Source organism: Arenimonas oryziterrae DSM 21050 = YC6267, from assembly GCF_000420545.1.
Classification (GTDB): Bacteria; Pseudomonadota; Gammaproteobacteria; order Xanthomonadales; family Xanthomonadaceae; genus Arenimonas; species Arenimonas oryziterrae.
In genome coordinates this window covers 374,693-398,083 of record NZ_ATVD01000001.1, presented here as the reverse complement: position 1 = coordinate 398,083, position 23,391 = coordinate 374,693, and the positions used below count along the sequence as shown (strand labels likewise).

Annotated in this window: 25 protein-coding genes, 1 tRNA gene and 1 riboswitch; of the genes, 12 read left to right on the top strand and 14 right to left on the bottom strand. The window is 63.9% G+C overall.

What is annotated here, in order from left to right; translation table 11 throughout:
- Nucleotides 1-5: 5 nt before the first annotated feature.
- The 4 genes from G467_RS0101975 to lexA are packed head-to-tail and all read right to left on the bottom strand — an operon-like array spanning nt 6 to nt 5,785.
- Nucleotides 6-3,101 (bottom strand): error-prone DNA polymerase, encoded by a 3,096-nt coding sequence (locus tag G467_RS0101975; protein ID WP_022968050.1) that lies wholly within the window; start codon nt 3,099-3,101, stop codon nt 6-8.
- Entirely contained in the window at nt 3,098-4,519 is a 1,422-nt protein-coding gene (locus G467_RS0101970) for a Y-family DNA polymerase (protein ID WP_022968049.1), read from the bottom strand. Before G467_RS0101970 ends, G467_RS0101975 begins: the two co-directional genes overlap by 4 nt.
- A 13-nt stretch (nt 4,520-4,532) precedes the next feature.
- Complete coding sequence (gene imuA, locus G467_RS0101965; protein WP_022968048.1) at nt 4,533-5,162, bottom strand: translesion DNA synthesis-associated protein ImuA; 630 nt, start codon at nt 5,160-5,162, stop codon at nt 4,533-4,535.
- 2 nt (nt 5,163-5,164) lie between these two features.
- Nucleotides 5,165-5,785 (bottom strand): transcriptional repressor LexA, encoded by a 621-nt coding sequence (gene lexA / locus G467_RS0101960; protein WP_022968047.1) that lies wholly within the window; start codon nt 5,783-5,785, stop codon nt 5,165-5,167.
- Nucleotides 5,786-6,121: 336 nt separating this feature from the next.
- On the opposite strand from lexA, the gene G467_RS17980 reads away from it, so the two are divergent.
- The 9 genes from G467_RS17980 (at nt 6,122) to G467_RS0101920 (ending at nt 10,332) form a co-directional block, all read left to right on the top strand.
- Entirely contained in the window at nt 6,122-6,394 is a 273-nt protein-coding gene (locus G467_RS17980) for a hypothetical protein (protein WP_022968046.1), read from the top strand.
- Nucleotides 6,395-6,454: 60 nt separating this feature from the next.
- On the top strand, nt 6,455-6,973 hold the full coding sequence (locus G467_RS17975; protein ID WP_155844806.1) for a hypothetical protein: 519 nt from the start codon (nt 6,455-6,457) through the stop codon (nt 6,971-6,973).
- Between the two features lie 90 nt (nt 6,974-7,063).
- The gene (locus tag G467_RS0101950) at nt 7,064-7,501 is read left to right on the top strand and encodes a hypothetical protein (RefSeq protein WP_022968044.1); all 438 of its coding nucleotides are present in this window, start codon (nt 7,064-7,066) and stop codon (nt 7,499-7,501) included.
- Nucleotides 7,502-7,587: 86 nt separating this feature from the next.
- The gene (locus G467_RS0101945; protein ID WP_022968043.1) at nt 7,588-8,064 is read left to right on the top strand and encodes a hypothetical protein; all 477 of its coding nucleotides are present in this window, start codon (nt 7,588-7,590) and stop codon (nt 8,062-8,064) included.
- A 49-nt stretch (nt 8,065-8,113) separates the two neighbouring features.
- Nucleotides 8,114-8,578 (top strand): hypothetical protein, encoded by a 465-nt coding sequence (locus tag G467_RS15030; protein ID WP_022968042.1) that lies wholly within the window; start codon nt 8,114-8,116, stop codon nt 8,576-8,578.
- Nucleotides 8,571-9,029, top strand: a complete 459-nt coding sequence (locus G467_RS0101935; protein WP_022968041.1) for an SMI1/KNR4 family protein — start codon at nt 8,571-8,573, stop codon at nt 9,027-9,029. The genes G467_RS15030 and G467_RS0101935 overlap by 8 nt, the downstream gene beginning before the upstream one ends.
- 22 nt (nt 9,030-9,051) lie before the next feature.
- Entirely contained in the window at nt 9,052-9,450 is a 399-nt protein-coding gene (locus G467_RS0101930) for a hypothetical protein (protein WP_022968040.1), read from the top strand.
- Between the two features lie 98 nt (nt 9,451-9,548).
- Complete coding sequence (locus G467_RS0101925; RefSeq protein WP_033397249.1) at nt 9,549-9,878, top strand: ArsR/SmtB family transcription factor; 330 nt, start codon at nt 9,549-9,551, stop codon at nt 9,876-9,878.
- Complete coding sequence (locus tag G467_RS0101920; RefSeq protein WP_026802274.1) at nt 9,856-10,332, top strand: SRPBCC family protein; 477 nt, start codon at nt 9,856-9,858, stop codon at nt 10,330-10,332. Before G467_RS0101925 ends, G467_RS0101920 begins: the two co-directional genes overlap by 23 nt.
- A 76-nt stretch (nt 10,333-10,408) precedes the next feature.
- On the opposite strand, the gene G467_RS0101915 is transcribed toward G467_RS0101920, so the two are convergent.
- Nucleotides 10,409-10,493: transfer RNA gene (locus tag G467_RS0101915), tRNA-Leu, on the bottom strand.
- A 124-nt stretch (nt 10,494-10,617) separates the two neighbouring features.
- Between G467_RS0101915 and rnr the strand changes: the two genes are divergently transcribed.
- Genes rnr through G467_RS0101900 form a run of 3 tightly spaced genes read left to right on the top strand, consistent with a single transcriptional unit; the run spans nt 10,618 to nt 14,138 of the window.
- Nucleotides 10,618-13,065 (top strand): ribonuclease R, encoded by a 2,448-nt coding sequence (gene rnr, locus G467_RS15025; protein WP_022968039.1) that lies wholly within the window; start codon nt 10,618-10,620, stop codon nt 13,063-13,065.
- Between the two features lie 45 nt (nt 13,066-13,110).
- Nucleotides 13,111-13,866: a 23S rRNA (guanosine(2251)-2'-O)-methyltransferase RlmB gene (gene rlmB, locus G467_RS0101905; protein ID WP_022968038.1), complete on the top strand. Its 756-nt coding sequence runs from the start codon at nt 13,111-13,113 to the stop codon at nt 13,864-13,866.
- The gene (locus tag G467_RS0101900; protein ID WP_026802273.1) at nt 13,866-14,138 is read left to right on the top strand and encodes a CBU_0592 family membrane protein; all 273 of its coding nucleotides are present in this window, start codon (nt 13,866-13,868) and stop codon (nt 14,136-14,138) included. The genes rlmB and G467_RS0101900 overlap by 1 nt, the downstream gene beginning before the upstream one ends.
- A gap of 74 nt (nt 14,139-14,212) precedes the next feature.
- Here G467_RS0101900 and cysK read toward each other — a convergent pair whose 3' ends face one another.
- From cysK to phoU, 9 genes are all read right to left on the bottom strand, one after another.
- Nucleotides 14,213-15,169, bottom strand: coding sequence for a cysteine synthase A (cysK, locus tag G467_RS0101895; protein ID WP_022968036.1), 957 nt, complete (start codon nt 15,167-15,169; stop codon nt 14,213-14,215).
- A 66-nt stretch (nt 15,170-15,235) separates the two neighbouring features.
- Nucleotides 15,236-15,859, bottom strand: coding sequence for a ribonuclease T (rnt, locus tag G467_RS15020; protein WP_022968035.1), 624 nt, complete (start codon nt 15,857-15,859; stop codon nt 15,236-15,238).
- A 71-nt stretch (nt 15,860-15,930) separates the two neighbouring features.
- Nucleotides 15,931-16,584 carry an HvfX family Cu-binding RiPP maturation protein gene (locus G467_RS0101885; RefSeq protein WP_022968034.1) on the bottom strand — a complete coding sequence of 218 codons (654 nt, stop codon included), beginning with the start codon at nt 16,582-16,584 and terminating at the stop codon, nt 15,931-15,933.
- Complete coding sequence (locus G467_RS0101880; protein WP_022968033.1) at nt 16,581-17,357, bottom strand: HvfC family RiPP maturation protein; 777 nt, start codon at nt 17,355-17,357, stop codon at nt 16,581-16,583. Before G467_RS0101880 ends, G467_RS0101885 begins: the two co-directional genes overlap by 4 nt.
- The gene (locus tag G467_RS0101875; protein WP_022968032.1) at nt 17,344-18,201 is read right to left on the bottom strand and encodes an HvfB family MNIO-type RiPP peptide maturase; all 858 of its coding nucleotides are present in this window, start codon (nt 18,199-18,201) and stop codon (nt 17,344-17,346) included. Before G467_RS0101875 ends, G467_RS0101880 begins: the two co-directional genes overlap by 14 nt.
- Before the next feature lie 7 nt (nt 18,202-18,208).
- Complete coding sequence (locus G467_RS0101870) at nt 18,209-18,625, bottom strand: EF-hand domain-containing protein (RefSeq protein ID WP_022968031.1); 417 nt, start codon at nt 18,623-18,625, stop codon at nt 18,209-18,211.
- A gap of 69 nt (nt 18,626-18,694) precedes the next feature.
- Complete coding sequence (locus tag G467_RS0101865; RefSeq protein WP_022968030.1) at nt 18,695-19,210, bottom strand: RNA polymerase sigma factor; 516 nt, start codon at nt 19,208-19,210, stop codon at nt 18,695-18,697.
- A gap of 197 nt (nt 19,211-19,407) precedes the next feature.
- Nucleotides 19,408-22,266 (bottom strand): aminomethyl-transferring glycine dehydrogenase, encoded by a 2,859-nt coding sequence (gene gcvP, locus G467_RS0101860; RefSeq protein ID WP_022968029.1) that lies wholly within the window; start codon nt 22,264-22,266, stop codon nt 19,408-19,410.
- A gap of 79 nt (nt 22,267-22,345) precedes the next feature.
- Nucleotides 22,346-22,443: riboswitch (glycine riboswitch) on the bottom strand.
- A gap of 239 nt (nt 22,444-22,682) precedes the next feature.
- Nucleotides 22,683-23,378 (bottom strand): phosphate signaling complex protein PhoU, encoded by a 696-nt coding sequence (gene phoU, locus G467_RS0101855; RefSeq protein WP_022968028.1) that lies wholly within the window; start codon nt 23,376-23,378, stop codon nt 22,683-22,685.
- Nucleotides 23,379-23,391: the final 13 nt, after the last annotated feature.

Here is a 23,391-nt window from a genome sequence, read left to right as displayed (position 1 = left end):
GGCGATCAGCGGAAGTTGCGACTGTCCACCGTCAATGCGCCCAGCATCGCGCTGTAGTTCTCCATCTTCGCTGCGATGAGATGGCGCACGCCGTCGGCGCACTCGACGCGGCCTTCCACCATCAGCAATTGCGACTCCAGCAGCACGCGCCGGAAATCCTCCGCGACCTGCTGCCAGACCACGACATTGACCATGCCGTCCTCGTCCTGCAGCGTGACGAAGGTGACGCCGCTCGCCGTCTGCGGGCGCTGGCGCATCGTCACCAGGCCGGCGACGCGCACCGGGCTGCCGTGCGGCAGTTGCGTGTACTCGCGCATGCGCCGGCAGCGTCGTGCCGCCAGCTGTTTGCGCAACAGCGACAGCGGATGCGCGCCCAGGGTCAGTCCGGTCGTGCGGTAATCGGCGAGCATGTCCTCGGCGATGGTCGGCACGGTCAGGCTCACGGCCTCGTCGCGTATTGCCAGTCCCGCGAACAGCGGCAATTGTTTTTCGACGCCCTCGATCGCCCAGCGCGCCCGATGACGGTGCCCAGCCAGGCCCTTGAGCGCGCCGGCGTCGGCGAGCAGGGAGCGATGCGCCGCATCGACCTGCGCGCGCTCGCACAGATCCTCGACATCGTCCCAGGCACGCACCTGTCGCGCGGCCATCAGGCGTTGCGCGGTATCGGCACGGAAGCCGCCGATCGTGCGCAGGCCCAGGCGGATCGCCGGTTGCCGTCCGGTGTCGCCGGGCCAGGCTTCCAGCGTCGAATCCCAGTCGCTGTAACGCGCATCGACCGGCCGCACCTCGACGACCTTGGTGCGGTCCGGATGCCGGCGCACGTCCTGCACGAGATCGTCGACCGAATAAAAGCCCATCGGCAGGGAATTGAGCAACGCGCAGATGAACGCCGCCGGCTCGTGGCATTTGAGCCAGCAACTGACATAGGTGATCAGCGCGAAACTCGCCGCATGCGATTCCGGAAAACCGTAACTGCCGAAACCCTTGATCTGTTCGAAGATGCGCTCGATGAACTCCGGCGTATACCCGCGCGCGCTCATGCCCGCCTGCAGGCGTTCGCGGTGATGCTCCAGGCCGCCGTGCCGTTTCCACGCCGCCATCGATTTGCGCAGGCCGTCGGCTTCGCCTGCAGTGTAGCCGCCGGCGACCATCGCGATCTGCATGACCTGCTCCTGGAACAGCGGCACACCCAGCGTGCGCTGGAGCACGCCGCGCAAGGCTTCCGAGGGATAGTCCACGGCTTCTTTTCCCTGTCGCCGCCGCAGGTAGGGATGCACCATGCCGCCCTGGATCGGCCCGGGCCGCACGATCGCGACTTCGATGACCAGATCGTAGAAACACGCCGGTTTGAGCCGCGGCAGCATCGCCATCTGTGCGCGCGATTCGATCTGGAATACGCCGACAGTGCCGGCGCGCTGGATCATCGCGAAGGTTTCCCCGTCCTCGGGCGGCACCTGCGCGAGATTCATGTCGATGCCGCGATGCTGCCGCAGCAGCGCGAAACACTTGCTCACCGCCGTGAGCATGCCCAGCGCGAGGCAATCGACCTTGAGCAGGCCCAGTTCCTCGAGATCGTCCTTGTCCCACTGGATGATCGTGCGATCGTCCATCGCCGCGTTCTCGACCGGCACCAGTTCGTGCAGGGCCTGTTCGGAGATGACGAAACCGCCGACGTGCTGCGATAGATGTCGCGGCGAGCCCACCAGTTGCGAGGTCAGGTTGAAAATCCGACGCAGCACGCGGCTCTCGGGATCGAAACCGCGCTCGCGCAGCAGCACGTCGAGCTCGGCCCGGCCATTGCCGCGCGCGAACACCGCGCTGAGCAGGGCGATCTGGTCCGCCGGCAGGCCCAGTGCCCGCGCGACATCGGTGATCGCGCTCGGGCCCTGGTAGCGGATCACGGTCGCGGCGAGCGCCGCCCGTTCGCGCCCGTATTTGTTGTACACGTACTGCAGCACTTCCTCGCGCCGCTCGTGCTCGAAATCGACGTCGATGTCGGGCGGCTCGTTGCGCTCCTTCGACAGGAAGCGTCCGAACAGCAGATTGCTCTCGGCCGGATCGACCGAGGTGATGCCCAGGCAAAAACATACCGCCGAATTCGCCGCCGAGCCGCGGCCCTGACAGAGGATGCCCTGGCTGCGCGCATAACGGACGATGTCGTGCACGGTCAGGAAAAAGGATTCATACGTCAGTTCCCGGATGATCGCGAGCTCGCGGGCGATCTGCTTGCGCACGGCGACTGTCGCGCCGCCGGGCCAGCGCCAGGCGATGCCTGTCAGCGTCAGCGCACGCAGGTACGAAGTCGCGGTCTGTCCGGCGGGCACGAGTTCGTGCGGGTAGTGGTAATCGAGTTTCCTCAAGTCGAAAGTGCAAAGTTCGGCGATGCGCGCGGTTTCGGCCAGCAGCGCCGGCGGATAGATCGCCTTCAGCGCGCGCGGCGTGCGCAGATGCCGCTCGCCGTTCGGAAACAGATGCGCGCCCGCGTCCGCAACGGGACAGTGGTGGCGGATCGCGGTCAGCGTGTCCTGCAGCGCGCGCCGCGCCCGCACATGCATATGCGCATCGCCGGCGGCGACGGCGGGCAGGCGCAGGCGGTCGGCGAGCGCGAGCAGATCCGCGAGGCGCGTCGGGTCGTCGGCGCCGCGATGCAGTTCGACGGCCAGCCACGTGCGCTGCGGGAAACGATCGCGCAGCCACTCGCCATGCTCGGCGCAGGGCTCGTGCCCGGGTATCCACAGCGCCAGCGTATCGGGCAGGCCCTCGTCCAGATCGGCGCGTGTCAGTCGGTACGTACCTTTATCGGCGCGCCGACGGCCGACGGTGATCAGTCGGCAGATCGCGCTGTAGCCGATCTGCGTCTGCGCGAGCAGCACGAATTTCAAACCGTCGTCGAGCGTGATCTCGGTGCCGACGATCAGCGGCAGCCCGGTCTGCTCCGAGGCCTGCAGCGCGCGCACGATACCCGACATCGTGCATTCGTCGGTGATTGCGAGCGCGCGGTAGCCCAGGGCCTGGGCGCGTTCGAACAATTCGCGCGCGCTCGAGGCGCCGCGCCCGAAGCTGAAATCGCTCAGGCAATGAAGTTCGGCGTAGACGTTCATGCGAACCACCCGTGCAACATCCACGCGCCCGCATCGACACCCGCCGGCCGGAACGCCCATGCCCGCTGGCCCTGCGAGGTGCGCAGCACGTAATAGTCACGACGGATATCGCCGCCATCCCACCAGCCCGATTCGATGCGCTCGGGACCGGCGAGGATTTCCAGTGTGTGATCGCGCAGCGGCACCGGCTGCGGCAGCAACCAGGTCGGACGCGGCGGCAGCTGCAGCGCCTCCGGCTCCTTGCGGATCAGGGCGCTGCGTCGGAACGCCTGCTCCGGCCGCGGATCAGCATGCGGCGTCAGTTGATACACGGCATCGGCACCGAGGCGCGCGCGCAGGCGTTCGCGCAGGGCTTCCCACGGCATCGCCTGGGCGGGGCGTTCGTCGAACAGGTCGCGACCCGCCGGCACGAATGGCGGCAGATCGCGTGCGACCAGGCGCAGCGAGCGGATCGGCGCAGGAATCGCCGTGCGTTCGAGCAGCGCCCGCGCGAGATCGAACAACCGCGCCGCATCGCGTTCGGCCGCGAGCAGGCCGACGACCACGTTCGTGTCGGCATGATCCTCATGCTCGAGCGCGATCACGAAACGCTGCACGCCGCCATCGCGTCCGGCCAGGTACGCGGCGAGATCGTTGACCAGGCGCCGCACCGGAAACAGCAGGGCCGGGTGGTGGCTGATCTCGTAATTGAGTTCGATGCGTTCTTCGAACTTGTCCGGCGGGCGATAGAGTTCGCGCGGATCGGGCGCGTCGCCGGTGAGGCGGTCGAGTTGCGCGAGCAGCTCCGGCCCCAGACGTCTTGCGAGACCCGCGCGCGGCAACGCAAACGTCTGGCGCAATTCGCGCACGCCCATGCCGGCGAGCGTGCTCACGGTTTTTTCGGGCAGGCGCGCCAGGCTCAGCGGCAGACGCCCGAGCGCGTGGCGCAGATGCGCGGGGTCTGTGATCGCGAGGCCGTCGCTCGCGCCGGCGAGCACGCAGGCCGCCTGCGCCGTCGGAGCGAGTGCGATGCGATGCTGAAAGCCCAGCGCAGAAAGATCCTCGCGTAGACGCGCCTCGAACCGCGGCCACGGCCCGAACAAACCCAGACTCGCTTCGACTTCCAGCGCGATCGCGTCCGCGCCTTCCAGCCGCACCATCGAACTGTAGCGATATGCCCACGCGGCGAGCAGGCGGCGCAGGCGTTCGTCCTGGCGCGGGTCGTGGTCGATCGCGGCGAAGTTCGGCAGCACCGCATGCGCGGCGGTCAAGCCCTGTCCCGGACGCAAACCGGCGGCGCGTGCAGTGTCATTGGCATCGAGCAGCACGCGCTTCTGCGCCGTGCCCGTGATCAGCGCGAGCGGCTGCTCCGGGCTCGGATGGCGGCGGAGGACGCCGTCGAGCGCCAGATGCGGCAGCAATATGCAGGCCCAGAGCATGATCGGGGTGCCGTCAGCATCGCTGGCGCGGGGGCAGGGCAATCGGACGCGGCGGTGGCAGACCACCGCGGCACTTGAGTACGCGCACGTCGCCGCCGCGCGGTGTCGACGTCATCGACAGGCGTAGGGGGGCCGGCGAGGGATTGTTCGCGGCGGTCGCGGCGCGGAATACGAAGCCCAGCGTCTGCCCTGTTTCCGCCGCGACCTGCAGACGACGCAGCGCGTGATCGTCGGCCTTCATCGGCCAGCCGAGCACGGCGCCCGCACAGCCCGCGCGCAAGACCTGTTCCATCGCCCACAGTGCATCGCGCGGACTGGCATCGAGAATCTGCAATTGCGACAGCGCTACACCTGCGTGCTGCCAGGCCGGCACATACGGCCGATACGGCGGCGCAATGACAACGATCGGCTTTCCCGCCGACGACAAACGCGCCAGCGTCGGCAGCACGAGTGCGAGTTCGCCGATGCCGTCGCTCGCGAGCAGGATTTCGACGAGGCTCGCTTCCGGCCAGCCCAGTGTCGGCAGCGCTTCATCGAGCGCAGCGAAACCGGTCGGCTGCTTCGACACCGCCGGCGCCGTGCCATGCCCGCGCCAGATGCGCTGGTCGCGCAGCAAACTGTCGAGGGCGACCACCTGGCCCATGCTCAGCCCAGCCGCACGAGGCCGCAGTACAGGCCTTCGATCGCGAAGTCGGCGCCGCGCGGCACCACGATCGGCGCGTACTCGGGATTGCGCGGCAGCAGCAGGATCTTGCGGCCGTCGGTCTTCAGGCGCTTGATCGTGATCTCGTCTTCCAGCCGCGCCACGACGATCTGCCCGTTGCGTGCATCCGAGGCGCGCTGCACCGCGACCAGATCGCCATCGAGGATGCCGTCGTCGCGCATCGACTCGCCTTTCACCTTCAGCAGGTAATCGGGCATCGGCGAAAACGCCGTGCGATCCACGCGCAGCTGGCCATCGAAATCCGCGGCCGCGCCGATCGGCACGCCCGCCGCGACGCGCCCGAGGATCGGCAGCGACAGCAGGTCATTGCGTTTGCCACGCAGCGAGGCCTTGCCATGCACGCGAATCCCGCGCGCCTTGCCCTCGAGCAGGCTCAGATGCCCCTTGGCCTGGATCGCCTGCAGATGCTGCTGCGCCGACCGCGCCTGGCTGAAGCCGAACGCCGCCGCGATCTCCGCCAACGTCGGCGCCATCCGCTCCCGCTCGATGAACGCGGTCACGAAGTCCAGGATTTCCCGCTGCCGCTCGGTCAAGGTGCTCATGCCACAAATATATGTGGTATCACGATCGGACTCCACTATCCATTTTCAGGGGTAGTGGATTCAAGCACTTGGGGGTCTTATTGGATGAGACGGGTGAGGGGTGTCTGGCCGGGAAGCTTTGGAGTGGCGACGGAGTTTGGTCGAGCCCAGGGATTGGAAGGGGCAATCCTTGACCGGGGTTGAAAGAAGCGGGGACTATGCATCGTCGCCCCGTGTTGGGTGTCTAAATGCAGTTAGGCTGCTAAATCGATGTTTCGATATCTCTCAGCACTTTTCCTCGCGATATTTCTAGTCGACCTAGCTATTTCTGCGCTAGAGACTCGTCGTGTATGGGTCATGGGTGACATTGTGCTGAAGCGCAAGATCAACCCAATCGGCTATTGGTTAATGACTAGCATCTGGCTACTTATAGCTCTCGGTATTGCTGCAGGTATCCTCTATCTAACCTACATGGCCGTCACAAGTTCTGGCCCTTACAAAGCACACGCCTTCTTCTCCATGCATCAGGTTTGGCCGTATGCTGCAACAGCACTTGTATTTGGATTTTTGGCATTAAAGATCATCAGGCGCAGGCTGTTCTTCTTCTGGCATGGCCGGGGCGCAGCCTAACAATTCATTCAAGCCGAATCCGCTTCGCGGGGCAGCTTAATTCAGGCGTTTAGCCAATAAATGAAAATTCCTCGCAACCTAATTCTGTTATCTCTGCTTGCAATATCGATGCCGTTGAATGCGGCCAATTCGGCGCTTCAAGTAACAAGATCAAAAGATGGGTTTCTATTCGTCGGCCCGAAGGGGGAAGAATCATTCTCCTTCGATGTCGCTGGCAAGACCATTCGAACCGCAGATGATGACGGAAGGCTTTTTGCAGAAATTGATGGAATATTGATTCAACTGACAAGTTATCCAATTGCCGAGCTTCCTGAGGGTGATGCGCTAACTGAACATCAGAAATATGAGACAGACTATTTGAAGAAACATACGATTATTTCCAATTCCTCCGTTTGCTCTGGCCTTGCTATTCCTCACCGAGAATGGAAGGCGACGCTATCTGGCGTCAGCACGTCAACCTATCTAACGATAAAACTAAAAAGAAGTATTTTGATTGTCGTTGTTGCGGTGACCGATAAGGATCAGGCTGTTATAGCGCGCCAAAAATTGGCTTCAATTTGCTCGAAGCTAAAGGCCTAGAAGTTCATGCCAGTGGGCGGTTGGCTGCTTACTGGGTTTTAAAAACTGCCGCAGTGAAGCTGCCGCTTAATTCAGGAATTAGTCTCAAAAATGAAGCCTCTTATTCTGGGACTATTTCTTCTGCCGGCAGCTGGTTGCGCATCAATAGGTGCGGACTCAGCCGATGTGGCCGAGATCTATGGTCGCTACCTCTACACGATACCCAGTAGCGAAAAGTGGGAGCTGGTGGGTGAGTGGGAGTATCCCGGAAAGACGCAGGAAATCATGAGCCACTACACAACAAGTATTGTAAAAGTACGGGGGAATTACGTGGGTATCTACAGCGGCGACGTTCTTGGCGGTTGTTGCTTCTGGCCGCAGGGCGCTTTGCTTGTCAGGGGCGTTGAGGGGGCGTATTTCAATCCAATTACGGAGGATGTGTACACGATCAACTCAGACGGTTCGTTGAGAATCATAGGGCGTGATGGATTAATCACGATAGCGCAACAGACGCCTGCCGAAGAGTCATTCTCTGACTCATGGGATTAGCAGGTGATATCCGCGAATAGGCGTCAGGGTGCATTTCGGTGCGAATTCGTCCCTGAGACTGCATTCAATAACTCATTGGATTTGGTATGGCCACCCCCTTCCGCATCGCAATCGTGACGAGTTGTTTGGCCATGACGGGGTGCGCGACTCTCGACAGAGACAATGCTCCAGATGCGATATGCCGGGAGATCGCTTCCTTCGCCCGTGCGGCTGCCGACAAGTCAGTTCATTCCGTGGAGCTGGTGACAGACTGGCCGACCTGGAGCAAGACATGTACGCATGACAACTACGGTCCCGGAATGACCTTGTGCGATTGGCTCTTGAAGCACTCTTCAACCGAGTTCATGTACGCAAATATCAACGACGCCTTGGCTTGTCTTGGTCCGGGGAATCCCAGTGACCTCGTGCCCAGACTGATCCCAAACTATGCCAGCGGAAGCTACTCGTCTTTCGAGGCGAAGCATCTCGGTCTTGACTATGAGGTTCAAGTTGAGTTTTCGACTGGGGTTACAGGCAAGCCGGAATCGCTGAAGATTTCAGCAGAACGGCAAGAGAGCTTGTAGTTCAAATGCAAGGCGCGCTGGCACTATTGTGGGCGGCTACGGGAAACCCATGCGCGACTTGATCAAAATCATACGAATCCCTTACGAAGAACCGGACTATCTGCAACTGCAGGTAATGGCCTCGAATGGACGGCAAGCGGCGGAAATTGAGATTTATGTCCGCACTTCCGACTTGGTCGAAATCGCCGCTGCCCTCGAGGCCTTTCCTCGCGGTCCGTCCGATGAATTTGTCTACGAATTGGGATCCGAGAAAGAAGAAGACAACTGGGCCTTCTATTTCAAGTTTCATGTGTTTGCCGACGCGCGGGGCTACTGCGCCATGCATTTTCGATTCAACAACAACCGGGACATTCTCTATCGCGAGCTGGCGGAGTTCTGCATTCAGTCGGAAGCCGCCCAGATCAATCGCCTTGCGAAAATGTTGCGCTCGTTTGCAAAGCTGGAGCATGAAACGCTGATCTGGTCTCCGATGGGCGGTCGTCTGCTGGCGCCCGGCGAGGCAGACTGTGACTGATTCACAAGTAATAGAAATCACCGAGCATCTTCAGATACTGGGGTTCCCGCTCGAGCATGCCGTTGATTGCCCCTGGCTCGCCAAGCTGGAAGCATCATTCGGCCGTCGCTTACCCGAGCCGTACCGCAGCCTGTTGGAGTTCTACCGCTTCCGGGCATTTGACGTCCCAGGATTCGAGTCGTTCTCGAACCTGGGAGATGGCTCCGACGAGGACATCACCGTCGCGCCATTCAAGGATCCCGCTGTGCGCGATTGGCTGATTCCCCGCGGCTTTCTCCAGATCGGTCGCCCCGACACCGGTAGCTACGACCCGGTGTGTCTCGATATGCGGACCCGGCCCGACGCACCGGCTATCGTTCGTTTCGACCATGAGGATATTCTCTTGAACCGGTCTCGTATTGAGCCGATCGTGGTAGCGGAGTCGTTTTCCGCTCTGGTTCTCGCGGGTTGATCCCTTTCAAAGGAGCGGTGCCATGAAGGTCCTGTGTTCACTGGTTTTCCTCTCGGTCCTCGGGTTGATGCAGCCTGCCGTCGCCCGCGCACCTGCCGTTGAAGATCCCATCAACGTCTCGATCATCCAGCTACTCGCAACGCCGGAGAAGTTTGAAGGCAAGCTGATCCTGGTTCGCGGCTATGTCCACTTCGAGTTCGAGGGTAACGGCATCTATCTGCATCGCGAAGACTACGAACATGGACTTACGTCCAACGGGTTATGGGTCGACGCGCGCGAGTGCTCGCAGTTCAACGGGAAGTCGTTCAAGAGCGGCTACGCGTATGTCGCCGGCCGGTTCACCGCGCGCGAGCGCGGGCATATGGGTATGTGGTCGGGCGAGATCCAGCAAGTTCAGCGGTGTCTCGGCGCGCCGGATTGACGGCGGCGAAAGCGGGGTAGAGATAGGTCGCTTGACATGCAAGCAAATGCTTGCATATGATTCCCCGCGGCCCCGAAGCGCAGGAACCGAATCACCCCTTGGACATCGACAAGGTTTTCAAATCGCTCGCCGACCCCAGTCGCAGGCGTCTGCTCGATCTGCTGCATCGGGACAACGGCCAGACGCTGTCGGCGTTGTGCGAGCACATGGACATGTCGCGTCAGGCCGTGACGCAGCATCTGCAATTGCTTGAAGAAGCCAACCTCGTCGCCGTCGTCTGGCAGGGGCGGGAGAAATTGCACTACCTCAACCCAGTGCCGCTGCAGGAAATCTACGAGCGCTGGATCGGAAAATTCGAGCGCGGCCGCCTCGGTGCGCTGCGCGACCTCAAGAGGAAACTCGAACATGACGACGACAAAAAAACCTGACTACGTCTACGTGACCTACATCGCGACGACGCCGGAAAAAGTGTGGCAAGCCATTACCGACACGGAGATCACACGCCAGTACTGGGTCGATCCGAAAGCCGGTTGTTCGCGCGTGAACGTCTCCGACTGGCAGCCGGGCTCGCGCTGGGAACACCAGCGCATCGACGAGGCGCACACGGTAGATATCCTCGGCAAAGTGATCGAGTCCACGCCGCCGACCCGCCTCGTCATCTCCTGGGCGCGCCCGGCTGATGTCGACAACGGCGCAAGGCATTCGCGCGTCGTCTTCGACATCGAGCACTACGTCGACGGCACCGTTCGCCTGACCGTCACCCACGACGAGCTCGATGCCGAGATGCTCAAGGGCATTTCCGGCGGCTGGCCGACGGTGTTGTCGAACCTCAAGACCTTGCTGGAGACGGGGCGGGCGTTGCCGGGTACGTCGGCGGCCTGATACTTCGACGGACCCAAAAGAAAAAACCGCGCCAAGGCGCGGTTTTTTTGTATTCCGGAAACCCGGAATTCTGTATTGGTGCCCAGGAGAGGACTCGAACCTCCACGGTTTTACCCGCTAGTACCTGAAACTAGTGCGTCTACCAATTCCGCCACCAGGGCAAATCCACGGCGCGGGCGCTGTGGAGCCGCGTAATTTAAGGGGCGCGCCCGTTTCTGTCAATTAAGACGGGGTAGGGCAGTCAAAACAAGGGCTTGCGGGGCGGGGCCGGTGTACCATCGCGCCATGACCAAAACCCCGAAAAAGCCTGCCGGTGGCAGCAAGCGTCCGCCGTGGATGCCCGAGTCGATGAAATTGAGTGGCGAAACCGGCAGCGGCAAGCCGAAGGCCAAGTCCGGCGGCAAGCCTGGCGCCAAATCGGGACCCAAACCTCCGGGCAAACCGGGCGGAAGCCGCTCCGGACCTAAACCTCCTCCGTTCGCCGCTGGCAAACCCGCCCATGGCGGCCGCAAATCCGGCCCCGCGCACGGCAGCCATCGCGCCGATCCGCATGCCGAGCGCGAAGCCGGCAAATACGCCCAGCCCATCATCAGCCGCGAGGCGCTGATGGAGTTCCTCGGCGACGCCCCCGGCCCGCTGACGGCCGAAGAAATTTCCCAGGCGCTGAAACTTACTGCGCCCGACCGTTTCGAGGCCCTGTCGCGCCGCCTCAGCGCGATGCTGCGCGACGGTCAGTTGCTGATGAACCGGCGCGGCGGTTACGCCGTCGCCGAACAGCTCGACCTCATCGCCGGTGTCGTCATCGCCAATCCGGAAGGCTTCGGCTTCATGAAGCCCGAGAAGGGCGGCGACGACCTGTTCCTGCCGCCGGGCGAAATGCGCAAGGCGATGCATGGCGACCGCGTGCTCGCCAGCGTCACCAATGTCGATCACCGCGGTCGCCGCGAAGGCGCGATCGTCGAAGTACTCGAACGCCGCCTGACCCGCGTCGTCGGCCGCTACAGCGAACGCGCCGGCATCGGCACCGTGATTCCGGACGATCGCCGCGTGCTGATCGAACTGCTGATCCCGACCGACGCGCGCAACGGCGCCAAGGAAGGCCAGCTGGTCGTCTGCGAAATCACCGCCGCGCCCGAACGCGGCCGCCAGCCGATCGGCAAGGTGCTCGTGGTGCTCGGCGACAAGCTCACGCCCTCGCGCGTGGTCGAAATGGCGATCCACGGCCACAGCCTGCCGCACGAGTTCAACAAGGAAACGCTGGCCGAAGCCGCGGCCGTACCGGTCGATGTGCCGGCGGACGTTGCGAAAGCGCGCGTGGATCTGCGCAAGCTGCCCCTGGTCACGATCGATGGCGAGGACGCCAAGGATTTCGATGACGCGGTGTATTGCGAAGTCCTGAAAACCGGCTTCCGCCTGATCGTCGCGATCGCCGACGTCTCGCATTACGTGCATCCGGGCACCGCGCTCGACGATGAAGCCGTGCTGCGCAGCACCTCGGTGTATTTCCCGGGCTTCGTCGTGCCGATGCTGCCCGAGACGCTGTCGAACGGCATCTGCTCGCTCAAGCCCAAGGTCGACCGCCTGTGCTTCGTCTGTGACATGCACATCGACTTCGAAGGCCAGGTCAGCGAATCGAAGTTCTACGAAGCGGTCATGAACTCGCATGCGCGCCTGACCTATACCCAGGTCTGGAAAGCGATCGAGAAGGACGAAGAGGCGCTGGCGACCGTCGGCGCGCTGATGCCGAACATCGACCGCCTGCATCAGCTCTATCAGGTGCTCAAGAAGGCGCGCAGCAAGCGTGGCGCGATCGAGTTCGATTCGGCCGAGACGCGCTTCGTGCTCGACGACAAGGGCGAGGTCATCCAGGCCGGCATGCTCGAGCGCAACGATGCGCACAAACTCATCGAGGAATGCATGATCGCGGCCAATGTCGAGGCCGCGCGTTTCATCCTCGCCAAGAAAGTGCCGGCGCCGTTCCGCGTGCACGACCGGCCGCCGGAATCCAAATACGCCGACCTGCTCGAATACCTGTCCGAGTTCGGCCTGCGTCTGCCGGCCTGGGGCGCGGTGCAGCCCAAGGATTTCACCAACCTGCTCAAGAAGATCCGCGAGCGTCCCGACGCCGCGCTGCTCGAGACGGTGCTGCTGCGTTCGCAGTCGATGGCCGTGTATTCGACCGACAACAAGGGGCACTTCGGTCTGGCGCTGGAGGCTTACGGGCACTTCACCTCGCCGATCCGGCGTTATCCCGATCTACTGCTGCATCGCTCGATCAAGCACGCCCTCATCAAGGGCAGCGAAGACGGCTTCGGTTACAGCGGCGCGGAGATGGCCGTGCTCTGCGTGCAGTGTTCGGAGAAGGAGCGCCGCGCCGACGAGGCCTCGCGCGAGGTCGACGAGCGTTACCGCAGCGCCTGGATGGAGAAGCACGTCGGCAGCGAGTTCGACGGTGTCATCAGCGGCGTGACCTCGTTCGGCCTGTTCGTCGAACTGACGCCGTCCAAGGTCAACGGCCTGGTGCACGTCACACAGCTGCCGCACGACTATTACCACTTCGATCCGCTGCGCAAATCGCTCAAGGGCGAACGCAAGGGCACGAGCTACCGCCTGGGCGACCCGGTGCGCGTGGTCGTCATGAAGGCGAGCGTCGAGGACAAGCGCATCGACTTCAAGCTCGTCGAGCCCAAGCAGGTGCAGGGCGAGCGCAAGAAGAAGGCGTGGGCGGAATAAGCGCCCGCGCGACACAATAATTCAAGTATTGATGGAACGAACGCAATGAGCAGCAAGGGAACCTGGATCGCCGGCATCAACGCCGTTTCGTCGGCGCTCGAGCACGACATCGAGAATGTGCGCGAGGTGCTGATCGAAGCCGGCGGCAAGAATCCGCGCCTGACCGAAATCGAGGAGACCGCACGTCGCCGCGAGATCTCCGTGCGCCGCATCGCCTTGCAGGCGCTCGACGGCGTTGCCGGCGGACTGCGCCACCAGGGCGTGATCGCGCGTTACGAAGCGCCCAAGCAGGTCGAAGAAAGCGCGCTGCCGGGCCTGATCGAAGAAGCCGGTGGCAAGGCACTGATCCTCGTGCTCGACGGCATCCAGGACCCGCACAACCTCGGCGCCTGCCTGCGCAGCGCCGCCGCGGCGGCCGTGACGGCCGTGATCATTCCGAAAGACAAGGCCGCGCCGATCAATGCGACCGTGCGCAAGACCTCCGCCGGTGCGGCTGATCGCATTCCCGTCATCAGCGTGACCAACCTCGCGCGCACGCTGCGCGCGATCAAGGATGCCGGCGTGTGGGTGTATGGGCTCGATGGCGAAGCGACGGCTGGCATCCACGGCATCGATTTCACCGGCAATGTCGCGCTCGTGCTCGGCGGCGAAGGCGAAGGCATGCGTCGTCTCACGCGTGAGCACTGCGATCAGCTGGTGAAGATTCCAATGCCCGGCGAGATGGAAAGCCTCAACGTGTCGGTCGCGACGGGCATTTCCCTGTTCGAGGTCGTGCGTCAGCGTCTCGGGGCGACGAAATGATGAGTCTGCAGTGGTACGACTTCGTCGGCTTCGCCGGCACGTTCGTGATCCTTGCGGCCTATTTCGGCCTGCAGGTGCGCAAGCTCGACGGCAACGGCGCGCTGTATTCGATCCTCAACCTGCTCGGCGCCGGCGGCATCCTGGTCTCGGTGGTCTATGCCACGCAGATGAACTGGCCAGTGTTCACCATCGAGTTGGCCTGGATGGTGATCAGCCTGTATGGCATCTGGTTTTCGCTGAAGCGGCGGTTTGCGAGCAAGCCTGCCGTCTAGGTTTTGTGGGAGCGGACCTGGCCGCGATGCGTTTTCGCAAGGGCATCGCGGCCAGGTCCGCTCCCACATGACGATTACAGAGTGGCGAGCCACTCCTCGTCGGAACCCTCGTTGATGCCTTCGAACAGGAAGGTGCTGAGGTAGCGCTCGCCGGTGTCGGGCAGCATCGCCAAGATCACGTCGCCCGGTTTCGCGAACTCGTTCGCGACCTGCAACGCGCAGGCGAACGTGCCGCCAGAGGAAATGCCGCAGAAAATGCCTTCCTTCTGCGCCAGCGCGCGGGCGGTGTCGCGGGCGAGATCGTCGGTCACCGGCAGGTTGTGATCGTAGACATCGCGATCGAGCACGCTCGGCACCAGATTCGGCGTCCAGCCCTGGATCTTGTGCGGGGCCCAATCCTTGCCGGTCAGCATCGCGGCGCCGGCCGGTTCGGTGGTGACGATCTTCGTCGCCGGTCGCGCCAGTTTGATCATCTGTCCGGCGCCGGTCAGCGTGCCGCCGGTGCCCCAGCCGGTGACGAACCAGTCCAGGCGTTTGCCGGCGAAGTCCTGCAGGATTTCCGGACCCGTGGTGTTGCGATGGAAGGCGGGATTGGCGGGATTGTCGAACTGCTGGGCATAGAAGGCGCCGTGCTTGGCGGCGAATTCCTCGGCACGTTTGATCATGCCGGTGGCGCGTTCGGCCGCCGGCGTCAGCAGGACCTTGGCACCGAGGGCGCGCATGAGCTTGCGCCGTTCGATGGAGAAGGAATCGGCCATGATCGCCACGAACGGATAGCCGCGTGCCGCGCAGACCATCGCCAACGCGATGCCGGTGTTGCCGGACGTTGCTTCGACGACCATTTGTCCGGGCTTGAGCACGCCGCGCGCTTCCGCGTCGAGAATGATCGCGAGCGCCAGACGGTCCTTCACCGAGGACATCGGATTGAAGAACTCGCACTTGACGTACATCGTCACGCCCGCGGGCGCGAGGTGATTGATGCGTACGACCGGGGTGCGGCCAACGGTGTCGAGAATGCTGTCGTGAAGCATGGCGGACTCCTGGGCTGGATCGATCCGCCATTGCAGCGCAGGCGGGTGTAAGGAATCGTTACGCAGTCAGGGCGTCGAACCGGCCGGGGGCGGCAGCAAACCGGCGTAGTCACGCCAGCGATTCATGATCAGGCAGAACAGCTCGGCCGTGCGTTCGGTGTCGTAGACCGCCGAATGGGCCTGCTCGCCGTCCCAGGACAGGCCCGCCGCCTGCACCGCCCGGCTGAGCACGGTCTGGCCGAAGGCCAGGCCGGCGAGCGTGACGGTGTCGAAGGTGCTGAACGGATGGAAGGGATTGCGCTTGTGGCCCACGCGCGCGACGGCCGCATTGAGAAAGCCCAGATCGAAATGCGCGTTGTGGCCGACCAGGATCGCGCGCTGGCATTCGGCCTTGCGCGCGGCGGCGCGCACGCCGGTGAAAATGTGATCCAGCGCCTCGCGTTCGGGTTTTGCATCGCGGAACGGATGGCCGATGTCGATGCCGGTGATCTCCAGCGATTTCGGATCGATCTCCGAACCTGGAAACGGTTCGACATGCGTGGTGATGGTTTCGCCGGGAGAAAACCGGCCCTCGCCGTCCATGAGGATCGGAATCGCGGCGATTTCCAGCAAGGCGTGGCGGTTCGCTTCGAAACCGCCGGTTTCCAGGTCCACGACAACGGGCAGAAAGCCGCGGAACCGGTCGGCCATGCGCGGCGGGGGAAGGGTGCTATCCATGGCCGGCAGGATAGCAGCTCGCCTCACCCCGTCGCCGGTAGCCCTCAGGCGAAGAGGAAGGCCGAGGTCAGCGCAAGCAAGACCGCGATCGCAACCAGGGCCGCGCCCAGCGCCGGCATCAGCGTGATCAGCGGCAGGCCGAGCACGAACAGACCCAGCGACCAGGCGAACGTGTCGTGGTTGCGCACCGGCGCCTGTTTGCCGATGGACTTGGCCAGCAACGCATCGAGACTGAAGCAGCCGGCGCCGCGGAACACCAGCGGCAGCAGCATCACCGCGAAGATCAGCGGCAGTTTGAAATTGCCGAAGCCCTCATTGCTGATTGCATAACCCTTGGCGAGCTCGGACAGCGACATCCAGTCCGCGGGCCAATGCACGGCCGCCGTCGCGACCATCGTCAACACCAACAGGCTGAAGGCGAAGAAGCGTGTGCCCAATCCGAACAGCAGGGCGAGTGCGCCGAGGATCTCGAACCAGGTCGCCATGCCCCAGCTGATATTCGCCGGCACATGGTTGAACGGAAACGGGAAGCTCGACTGGATGTCGGCGAACCAATTTTCGCCGCGATATTTTTCGATGCCCGATTCCCAGAATTCCCAGGCCAGCAGCAGGCGCAGGCCCAGGGGAGCAAGCCAGTCGCCGACGCCGTCGAGGCGTTCGGTCAGGGCTTGCCAGCGATCGGTGAGGGTCGGGCTCATGCGTTTCTCCGGAAAGGGGACAGTAGGACGTGGTTGGTTTCGAGCATCGTCAGCAGCGAGGCGCCGTTGGCGAGAAAGGCGGCACGATCGTCAGGCTGCGCTTCCTGCGCGAGCGCATCGAGGTGCTCGCGCGCGCGGCGCGCCGGGTGGTCTTCGATCATCTGCAGCAGACGGAAGCTCAAGGCGTCGATTTCGTGGAAGCGCACGCGATGGTTCGGATCGCGCTGGACCAGCAGAAAGGTCGGAGCCGTTGGCGTCTGGCGAGGCCAATAGGTTTTGCAGATCTGATGGACGGGCCAGGTGTAGGCGAGTGGCCAGGCCAGGGGCGACAGCTTGGGGACGTCGTCGAGTGGATCCTGGATCGACGCGGGCGCCGTCGTTGCCGACGCCTCGCTTAAGGTCGCTTCGGACAGTTCCAGGGCCAGTTCGACCCATTCGTAGTGGGCCAGCTCGCGCAGCCAGGGCGCATCGTCCGGCACCGGTACCGTGTCGAGATAGCGAAGGAATTCGCGCGCCACTTCGGTGAACAGCGGCGTGAGGCTGCGATGGTCGCGACAGAATCCGCGCACCAGGGTCTGCCAGCGCTCGCCGGCGAACAGGCGCCGCAGGACGGGGAAATTTCCCGCCAGCAGGCCTTCGATGTTGTCGAAGAACAGCTCGCGGTAGATCGCCACGCGTCGCGCCTCGAGGCCGGGCGGTGGCGGTTGTCGCGGATCGCGCAGATGGGCCGCGAGCACGGCCTGTTGTCCGTGCAGTGCGTCAGGCGCGGACATGGCGGGCTTCCTCCGGCGACGCCGACGCCACCGTGGTGCGGATTTTTTCGACTTCCGCCAACAGGTCGGCAAATGGCGGGAAATTGAAATCGCGTTCCAGCACCGTCGGTCGCGGCCCGTGCCAGCGCGCGCTCTCGGCGAGCAGGTCCCAGACCGAGGCTTTTACCGGCGCGCCGTGCGTGTCGATCTTGAGATCGTCGGCCTCGTCGTAGTGACCGGCGACGTGCAGGCAGGCGATGCGGGCGGCGGGCAGGCGATGCAGGAACTCCAGCGCGTCGTAGCGGTGGTTGATGCTGTTGACGTAGACATTGTTGACGTCGAGCAGCAGATCGCAGTCGGCTTCCTCGAGAACGGCGGTGAGGAAATCGATCTCGGGCATGGCCTGGAACGGAGCGGCGTAGTAGGAAATGTTTTCGACGGCGATGCGGCGGCCGAGGGCGTCCTGCACGCGACGGATGCGACCGGCGACATGATGCACAGCTTCCTCGGTGAAGGGCATCGGCAGAAGTTCGTAGAGCTGGCCGTCGTCGGCGCAATAGCTCAGGTGCTCGGAAAACACCGGCACGCGGTGCGTTTCCAGGAAGCGGCGCAGACGCTGCAGATGCGTTTCATCGAAGGGCAAGGTGCCGCCGAGATTCAGCGACAGCCCGTGACAGGCGAGCGGATGTCGCGCGGACAGGTCGGCGAGGGCCTCGCCGTAGTGGCCGCCGACGCCGATCCAGTTGTCCGGCGCGCATTCGAGAAAGTCGAACGCGTCCGGCGCCGCGTCCTGCAGCGGGCCCAGAAGGGCCCGCCGCAGTCCGAGGCCGGCAGCATTCGCGGGAAGGGGTCGAATGGCCGTCATGACGTGCTCAGTGCTTGCCGCTGCAGCTGCCTTCGGTCTTGCCCTTGTCGGCGCCGCAGCTGCCTTCCGCCGCGGCCGTCTTGCCGGCACCGCATTTGCCTTCGCCGCATTTGCCTTCGTGCGCGGCCTTCATCTCGTCGGCGCTGACCATGCCGTCGTGATTCTTGTCCATCGCGGCGAACATCGTCTTGGCGCGCGCGGCATGTTCGGCGGCGGAAATGCGGCCATCCTTGTTGGTGTCGGTCATCGCCATGCCGCACTTGCCTTCACCGCATTTGCCTTCGGCGGGTTTGGCGGCGGTGGCGGTGGCCGAGGCATAGCCCTGGCTCAGTGGCGTGAACGCGAAGCTGGCCTGGGCGAAAGCCAGGCCACCGAGGACGACGGCGCCGGCGAGGCGGGCGGGGGTGAAGGTTTTATTGGACATGACTTCTCTCTCTGGGTGGTTACAGTGGGTGGGAAACAGCGGGAGTGCCGGAAACCCGGCGGGTGTGGATCAGGCGTCGAGGTATTCGCGCGCCAGGCTGCGGGCACGATGCAGGCGCGCTTTTGCGGCTTGCGGCGTGAGCCCGAGTTGCAGGGAAAGTTCTTCGATGGTCAGGCCGTCGAGGTCGCGCAGCAGAATGATTTCCCGATAGTGCGCCGGCAGCGATTCCATCGCATGGGCGACGTCGCGGGCGATGCCCTTCGATTCGGGGTAGCAGGGGCCGACGATGTCTTCGGTGATCGGCACCTGCAGCAGGGCGCGCTTGATGCGCTTGTAGCGGTTGCATTCGCGTTTGACGATGCGGAACAGCCAGGACGCGAAGCATTCGAGCTGACGCAGGTCCATGAGCTTGCGCGAGACGATGAACAGCGACTCCTGCACTGCATCCTCGGCATCGTTGATCGGGCAGTGGTACTCGGCGTAGCGGCGCAGGTCCTGTCGGGAGCGCTGCAGCACGCGTTCGAGCGCACCGGCGTCGCCCGATCGGGCTGCTTGCAGGTCGACGTTCCAGGTCAGCGTGTTCATGGTGTGTCCCGACTCCCGGTGGCTAAGCATGGCGCGTGATGTCGCGCGTGTCACAGGGCAAAAGAGCGTGGGCCAGGGACCGGGGATGCGCGGCGCAGCGGGACGTGTTCAGGAAGCGTTTAGACGCAGGGACCGGCCTGAAAACAGAACGCCCCGGCGAACCGGGGCGTTTGTGGATGGCATCGGGGAGGGCCGGCTCAGGTCGCCGGCGTTTCCGCGTAGTCGGTCATCGGCACGCAGGCGCACATGATGTTGCGATCACCGTAGACATTGTCGACGCGGCCGACCGGCGGCCAGTACTTGGCCTGCTTGAGCGTGGCGAGCGGGAACGCGGCGAGCTCACGGCTGTAGTCGTGCGCCCAGTTCTCGGCCATGACCATCGTCGCGGTATGCGGCGCGTTCTTGAGCGGATTGTCGTTCGCGTCCATGCGGCCCTGTTCGATCGCGCGGATTTCGTCGCGGATCGCGATCATCGCGGCGATGAAGCGGTCGAGTTCGTGCTTGGATTCGCTCTCGGTCGGCTCGACCATCAGCGTGCCGGCGACCGGGAAGCTCAGGGTCGGGGCGTGGAAGCCGTAGTCGATCAGGCGCTTGGCCACGTCCTCGGCGCTGATGCCGCAGGCGTCCTTGATGGGCCGCAGGTCGAGGATGCATTCGTGCGCGACCAGACCATTACGCCCGGTGTACAGGGTCGGATAGTGCGGTGCGAGACGCTTGGCGATGTAGTTGGCGTTGAGCAGGGCGACCTGGGTAGCGCGGCGCAGGCCTTCGGCACCCATCATCACGATGTACATCCAGCTGATCGGCAGGATGCTGGCGCTGCCGTAGCTCGCGGCGCTGACCATGCCGACGGTCGCGTCTTCGTTGTATTTCGCCGGCAGGAAGGGGGCGAGGTGCGCCTTGACTGCGGTCGGGCCCACGCCCGGGCCGCCGCCGCCGTGCGGAATGCAGAAGGTCTTGTGCAGGTTGAGGTGCGAGACGTCGGAACCGTACTTGCCGGGCTTGGCGAGGCCGACGAGCGCATTCATGTTCGCGCCGTCGGTGTACACCTGGCCGCCGTGCGCGTGGATGATTTCGCAGATCTCGACGACAGCTTCCTCGAACACGCCGTGCGTGGACGGGTAGGTGATCATCAGCGCAGCGAGATTGGCCGAATGCTTCTCGGCCTTCGCGCGCAGGTCGGCGACATCGACGTTGCCGTTGTTGTCGCATTTCACGACCACGACGTCCATGCCGCACATCTGCGCCGAGGCCGGATTGGTGCCGTGCGCCGATTCCGGAATGAGGCAGATGTTGCGATGGCCTTCGTTGCGCGAGCGGTGATACGCACGGATCGCGAGCAGGCCGGCGAATTCGCCCTGCGCGCCGGAGTTCGGCTGCAGGCTGACCGCGTCGTAGCCGGTGCACTCGACCAGCATCGCTTCCAGGCCTTCGATGAGTGCGACATAGCCACGCGTCTGTTCGGCCGGGGCGAGCGGATGGATGTTGCCGAATTCCGGCCACGTCACCGGAATCATTTCGCTGGTGGCGTTGAGTTTCATCGTGCACGAGCCCAGCGGGATCATCGTGCGGTCCATCGCCAGATCCTTGTCGGCGAGCTGGCGCAGATAGCGCAGCAGTTCGTGCTCGGAGTGGTGGGTGTTGAACACCGGATGGGTCAGGAACTTCGATTTGCGCAGTAGACCGGCCGGCAGGGCATCGGCGGTGCTGGCGTCCAAGGCGTCGACATCGGCCTTCACGCCGAACAAGGACCACAAGGCGTCGACATCGGCGCGCGTGCTGGTTTCGTCGAACGCGATCGCCAGCTGGCTGCCGTCGATCTCGCGCAGGTTGATCTTCTGCGCACGTGCCGCGGCATGCAGCTTGCCGGCGTCGATGCCGGTGACATGCACGGTGTCGAAGAAGCCGGCATTGACCGCGACACCGGCGTTCTTCAGGCCGGTCGCGAACAGCGTGGCAAGACGATGCGTGCGCTGCGCGATGCGGCGCAGGCCGTCCGGGCCGTGGTAGACCGCATACATGCTCGCCATCACGGCCAGCAGCACTTGTGCGGTGCAGATATTGGACGTGGCCTTCTCGCGGCGGATGTGCTGCTCACGCGTTTGCAGGGTCAGGCGATAGGCGGGCTGGCCGAGGGTGTCGACCGACACGCCGATCAGGCGGCCCGGCATCGAACGCTTGAACGCGTCCTTGCACGCCAGGAAAGCGGCATGCGGGCCACCGAAACCATAAGGCACGCCAAAGCGCTGGGTATTGCCGACGACGATGTCCGCGCCCCATTCGCCGGGCGGCGTGAGCAGGGTCAGCGCGAGCAGATCGACGGCGGCGGCGACGACGCCATCGCGCGCATGCACGGCGGCGGCGATCTTCGCGTAGTCCTTCACTTCGCCGGTGCTGCACGGGTACTGCAGGAGCACGGCGAAGGCATCGGTTTTTTCGGCAGCGGCGTCGTCACCGACAACCACGTCTATATCCAGACCTTCGGCGCGCGTGCGCACGACGGCGATCGTCTGCGGATGGCAGTCCTGGGATACGAAGAACACGTTCGACTTGCTCTTGCACGAACGCTTGGCCAACGTCATCGCTTCGGCGGCGGCGGTGCCTTCGTCGAGCAGGGAGGCGTTGCTGATTTCCATTGCGGTCAGGTCGGCGACCATGGTCTGGAAGTTGATCAGCGCTTCCATGCGGCCCTGGGAGATTTCCGCCTGGTAGGGCGTGTACGCCGTGTACCAGGCCGGATTCTCGAGCACGTTGCGCAGGATCACCGCCGGCGTGTGCGTGCCGTAGTAACCCTGGCCGATGAAGCTGCGGAACACCTGGTTGTTGTTCGCGTGTTCGCGGATCTTGGCCAGCGCTTCGGTTTCGCTGATCGGGGCCGGCAGCGCCAGGGGCGCCGTGAGCTGGATGTTCGCCGGAACGATCGCCTGCACCATCGCGTCGAGCGAGGGCTGGCCGATCGCGGTCAGCATGCTGGCGATTTCGTCGGCGTTCGGGCCGATGTGGCGTTCGAGGAAGGCGTCGTGGTGCTCGAGCTGGCGCAGGGGTTCGCGATTCATGGCAGGTCCGGGACAGGGCAGGGAGGGTGAGATGCCACGAATGGAGCGCCCGCTCACGGTCGCGCCGCTCGAAAGCTCCATTCGCCCCTCTGTCCTTTTGCCTGAGAGTTTGGAACCGCGATGCGGTCCACTGCCCCTTCGGCGCCGGTGGTTGCCGGTCTCTCCAGAGTCGCTCGCGCGGTACGGTTCTGGTTCCTGAGCGATTACGGGCGTTGCGCCTTCGGCAGTGGCTTTCGCCACTATCTCCCGTACCGAGCATCGAGCCCGCGCAGTTTACCCGATTTGCCCTCGCGCCGCCGGCACGCCCGACCCGTCGCCAGGGCCCGGCAGGCCTCGCCGAAGGCTGCGCAGGTGCTTGACCCCAAAAGGAAAACCCGCCGAGGCGGCGGGTTTTCGGGGGCGGATCGACGGCCGGATTATTCGGCGGTGGTGTCGCGCTTCTCGCGGCTGCCCAGGGGCTGTTCGCCGTGCACGAGGAAGTAGGTGTTCTCGGCGATATTGGTGGCGTGGTCGCCGATGCGCTCGATGTTCTTGGCCATGAACAGCAGGTGCGCGCAGGAGGTGATGTTGCGCGGATCTTCCATCATGTAGGTCAGCAGCTCGCGGAACAGGCCCGTGTACTGCGCGTCGACTTCGGCGTCGCGGTTCCAGACTTCGATGGCGAGCTTGTCGTCGCGCGTGCGGAATGCAAGCAGGGCGTCGCGCACCAGCAGGTTGGCGGTCTTGGCCAGCGCGGGCAGGCCGTGCGCGGCGGCGACCGGCGTGCTCTGGTTGAGCACCATCGAGCGCTTGGCCACGTTCGCGGCATAGTCGCCGATGCGTTCGATGTCGGCCGAGATGCGCAGGGCGGCGTAGACCTCGCGCAGGTCGCGGGCCATCGGCTGGCGCAGGGCGAGCAGGCGCAGCACGTCGTGACTGACTTCGTGTTCGAGTGCGTCGATCGCGTCGTCGTTGGCGACCACGCGTTCGGCCGCCTTGGTGTCGCGGCGGATCATGACGTCGATCGCGGCGTCGAGCTGCGCGGTGGCGATCTCGCCCATGCGGGTGATTTCGCCGTACAGGCGGTCGAGCTCGGAGTCGTAGCTCTTGACGATGTGTTCGTGGTTGGGCATCTGCGTTCTCTGC

Bases quoted from the DNA above. Each gene is read 5' to 3' on its own strand.
- G467_RS0101930 (WP_022968040.1), top strand. From the start codon at position 9,052: ATGAAGGTCCTGTGTTCACTGGTTTTCCTCTCGGTCCTCGGGTTGATG.
- G467_RS0101880 (WP_022968033.1), bottom strand. From the start codon at position 17,357: ATGTCCGCGCCTGACGCACTGCACGGACAACAGGCCGTGCTCGCGGCC.
- G467_RS0101875 (WP_022968032.1), bottom strand. From the start codon at position 18,201: ATGACGGCCATTCGACCCCTTCCCGCGAATGCTGCCGGCCTCGGACTG.
- rnt (WP_022968035.1), bottom strand. From the start codon at position 15,859: ATGGCCGACCGGTTCCGCGGCTTTCTGCCCGTTGTCGTGGACCTGGAA.
- G467_RS0101975 (WP_022968050.1), bottom strand. From the start codon at position 3,101: ATGAACGTCTACGCCGAACTTCATTGCCTGAGCGATTTCAGCTTCGGG.
- G467_RS0101865 (WP_022968030.1), bottom strand. From the start codon at position 19,210: ATGAACACGCTGACCTGGAACGTCGACCTGCAAGCAGCCCGATCGGGC.
- G467_RS17975 (WP_155844806.1), top strand. From the start codon at position 6,455: ATGAAAATTCCTCGCAACCTAATTCTGTTATCTCTGCTTGCAATATCG.
- phoU (WP_022968028.1), bottom strand. From the start codon at position 23,378: ATGCCCAACCACGAACACATCGTCAAGAGCTACGACTCCGAGCTCGAC.
- rnr (WP_022968039.1), top strand. From the start codon at position 10,618: ATGACCAAAACCCCGAAAAAGCCTGCCGGTGGCAGCAAGCGTCCGCCG.
- cysK (WP_022968036.1), bottom strand. From the start codon at position 15,169: ATGCTTCACGACAGCATTCTCGACACCGTTGGCCGCACCCCGGTCGTA.
- G467_RS0101885 (WP_022968034.1), bottom strand. From the start codon at position 16,584: ATGAGCCCGACCCTCACCGATCGCTGGCAAGCCCTGACCGAACGCCTC.
- imuA (WP_022968048.1), bottom strand. From the start codon at position 5,162: ATGGGCCAGGTGGTCGCCCTCGACAGTTTGCTGCGCGACCAGCGCATC.
- G467_RS0101870 (WP_022968031.1), bottom strand. From the start codon at position 18,625: ATGTCCAATAAAACCTTCACCCCCGCCCGCCTCGCCGGCGCCGTCGTC.
- G467_RS17980 (WP_022968046.1), top strand. From the start codon at position 6,122: ATGGGTGACATTGTGCTGAAGCGCAAGATCAACCCAATCGGCTATTGG.
- G467_RS0101945 (WP_022968043.1), top strand. From the start codon at position 7,588: ATGGCCACCCCCTTCCGCATCGCAATCGTGACGAGTTGTTTGGCCATG.
- G467_RS15030 (WP_022968042.1), top strand. From the start codon at position 8,114: ATGCGCGACTTGATCAAAATCATACGAATCCCTTACGAAGAACCGGAC.
- G467_RS0101970 (WP_022968049.1), bottom strand. From the start codon at position 4,519: ATGCTCTGGGCCTGCATATTGCTGCCGCATCTGGCGCTCGACGGCGTC.
- G467_RS0101950 (WP_022968044.1), top strand. From the start codon at position 7,064: ATGAAGCCTCTTATTCTGGGACTATTTCTTCTGCCGGCAGCTGGTTGC.
- rlmB (WP_022968038.1), top strand. From the start codon at position 13,111: ATGAGCAGCAAGGGAACCTGGATCGCCGGCATCAACGCCGTTTCGTCG.
- lexA (WP_022968047.1), bottom strand. From the start codon at position 5,785: ATGAGCACCTTGACCGAGCGGCAGCGGGAAATCCTGGACTTCGTGACC.
- G467_RS0101900 (WP_026802273.1), top strand. From the start codon at position 13,866: ATGAGTCTGCAGTGGTACGACTTCGTCGGCTTCGCCGGCACGTTCGTG.
- gcvP (WP_022968029.1), bottom strand. From the start codon at position 22,266: ATGAATCGCGAACCCCTGCGCCAGCTCGAGCACCACGACGCCTTCCTC.
- G467_RS0101920 (WP_026802274.1), top strand. From the start codon at position 9,856: ATGACGACGACAAAAAAACCTGACTACGTCTACGTGACCTACATCGCG.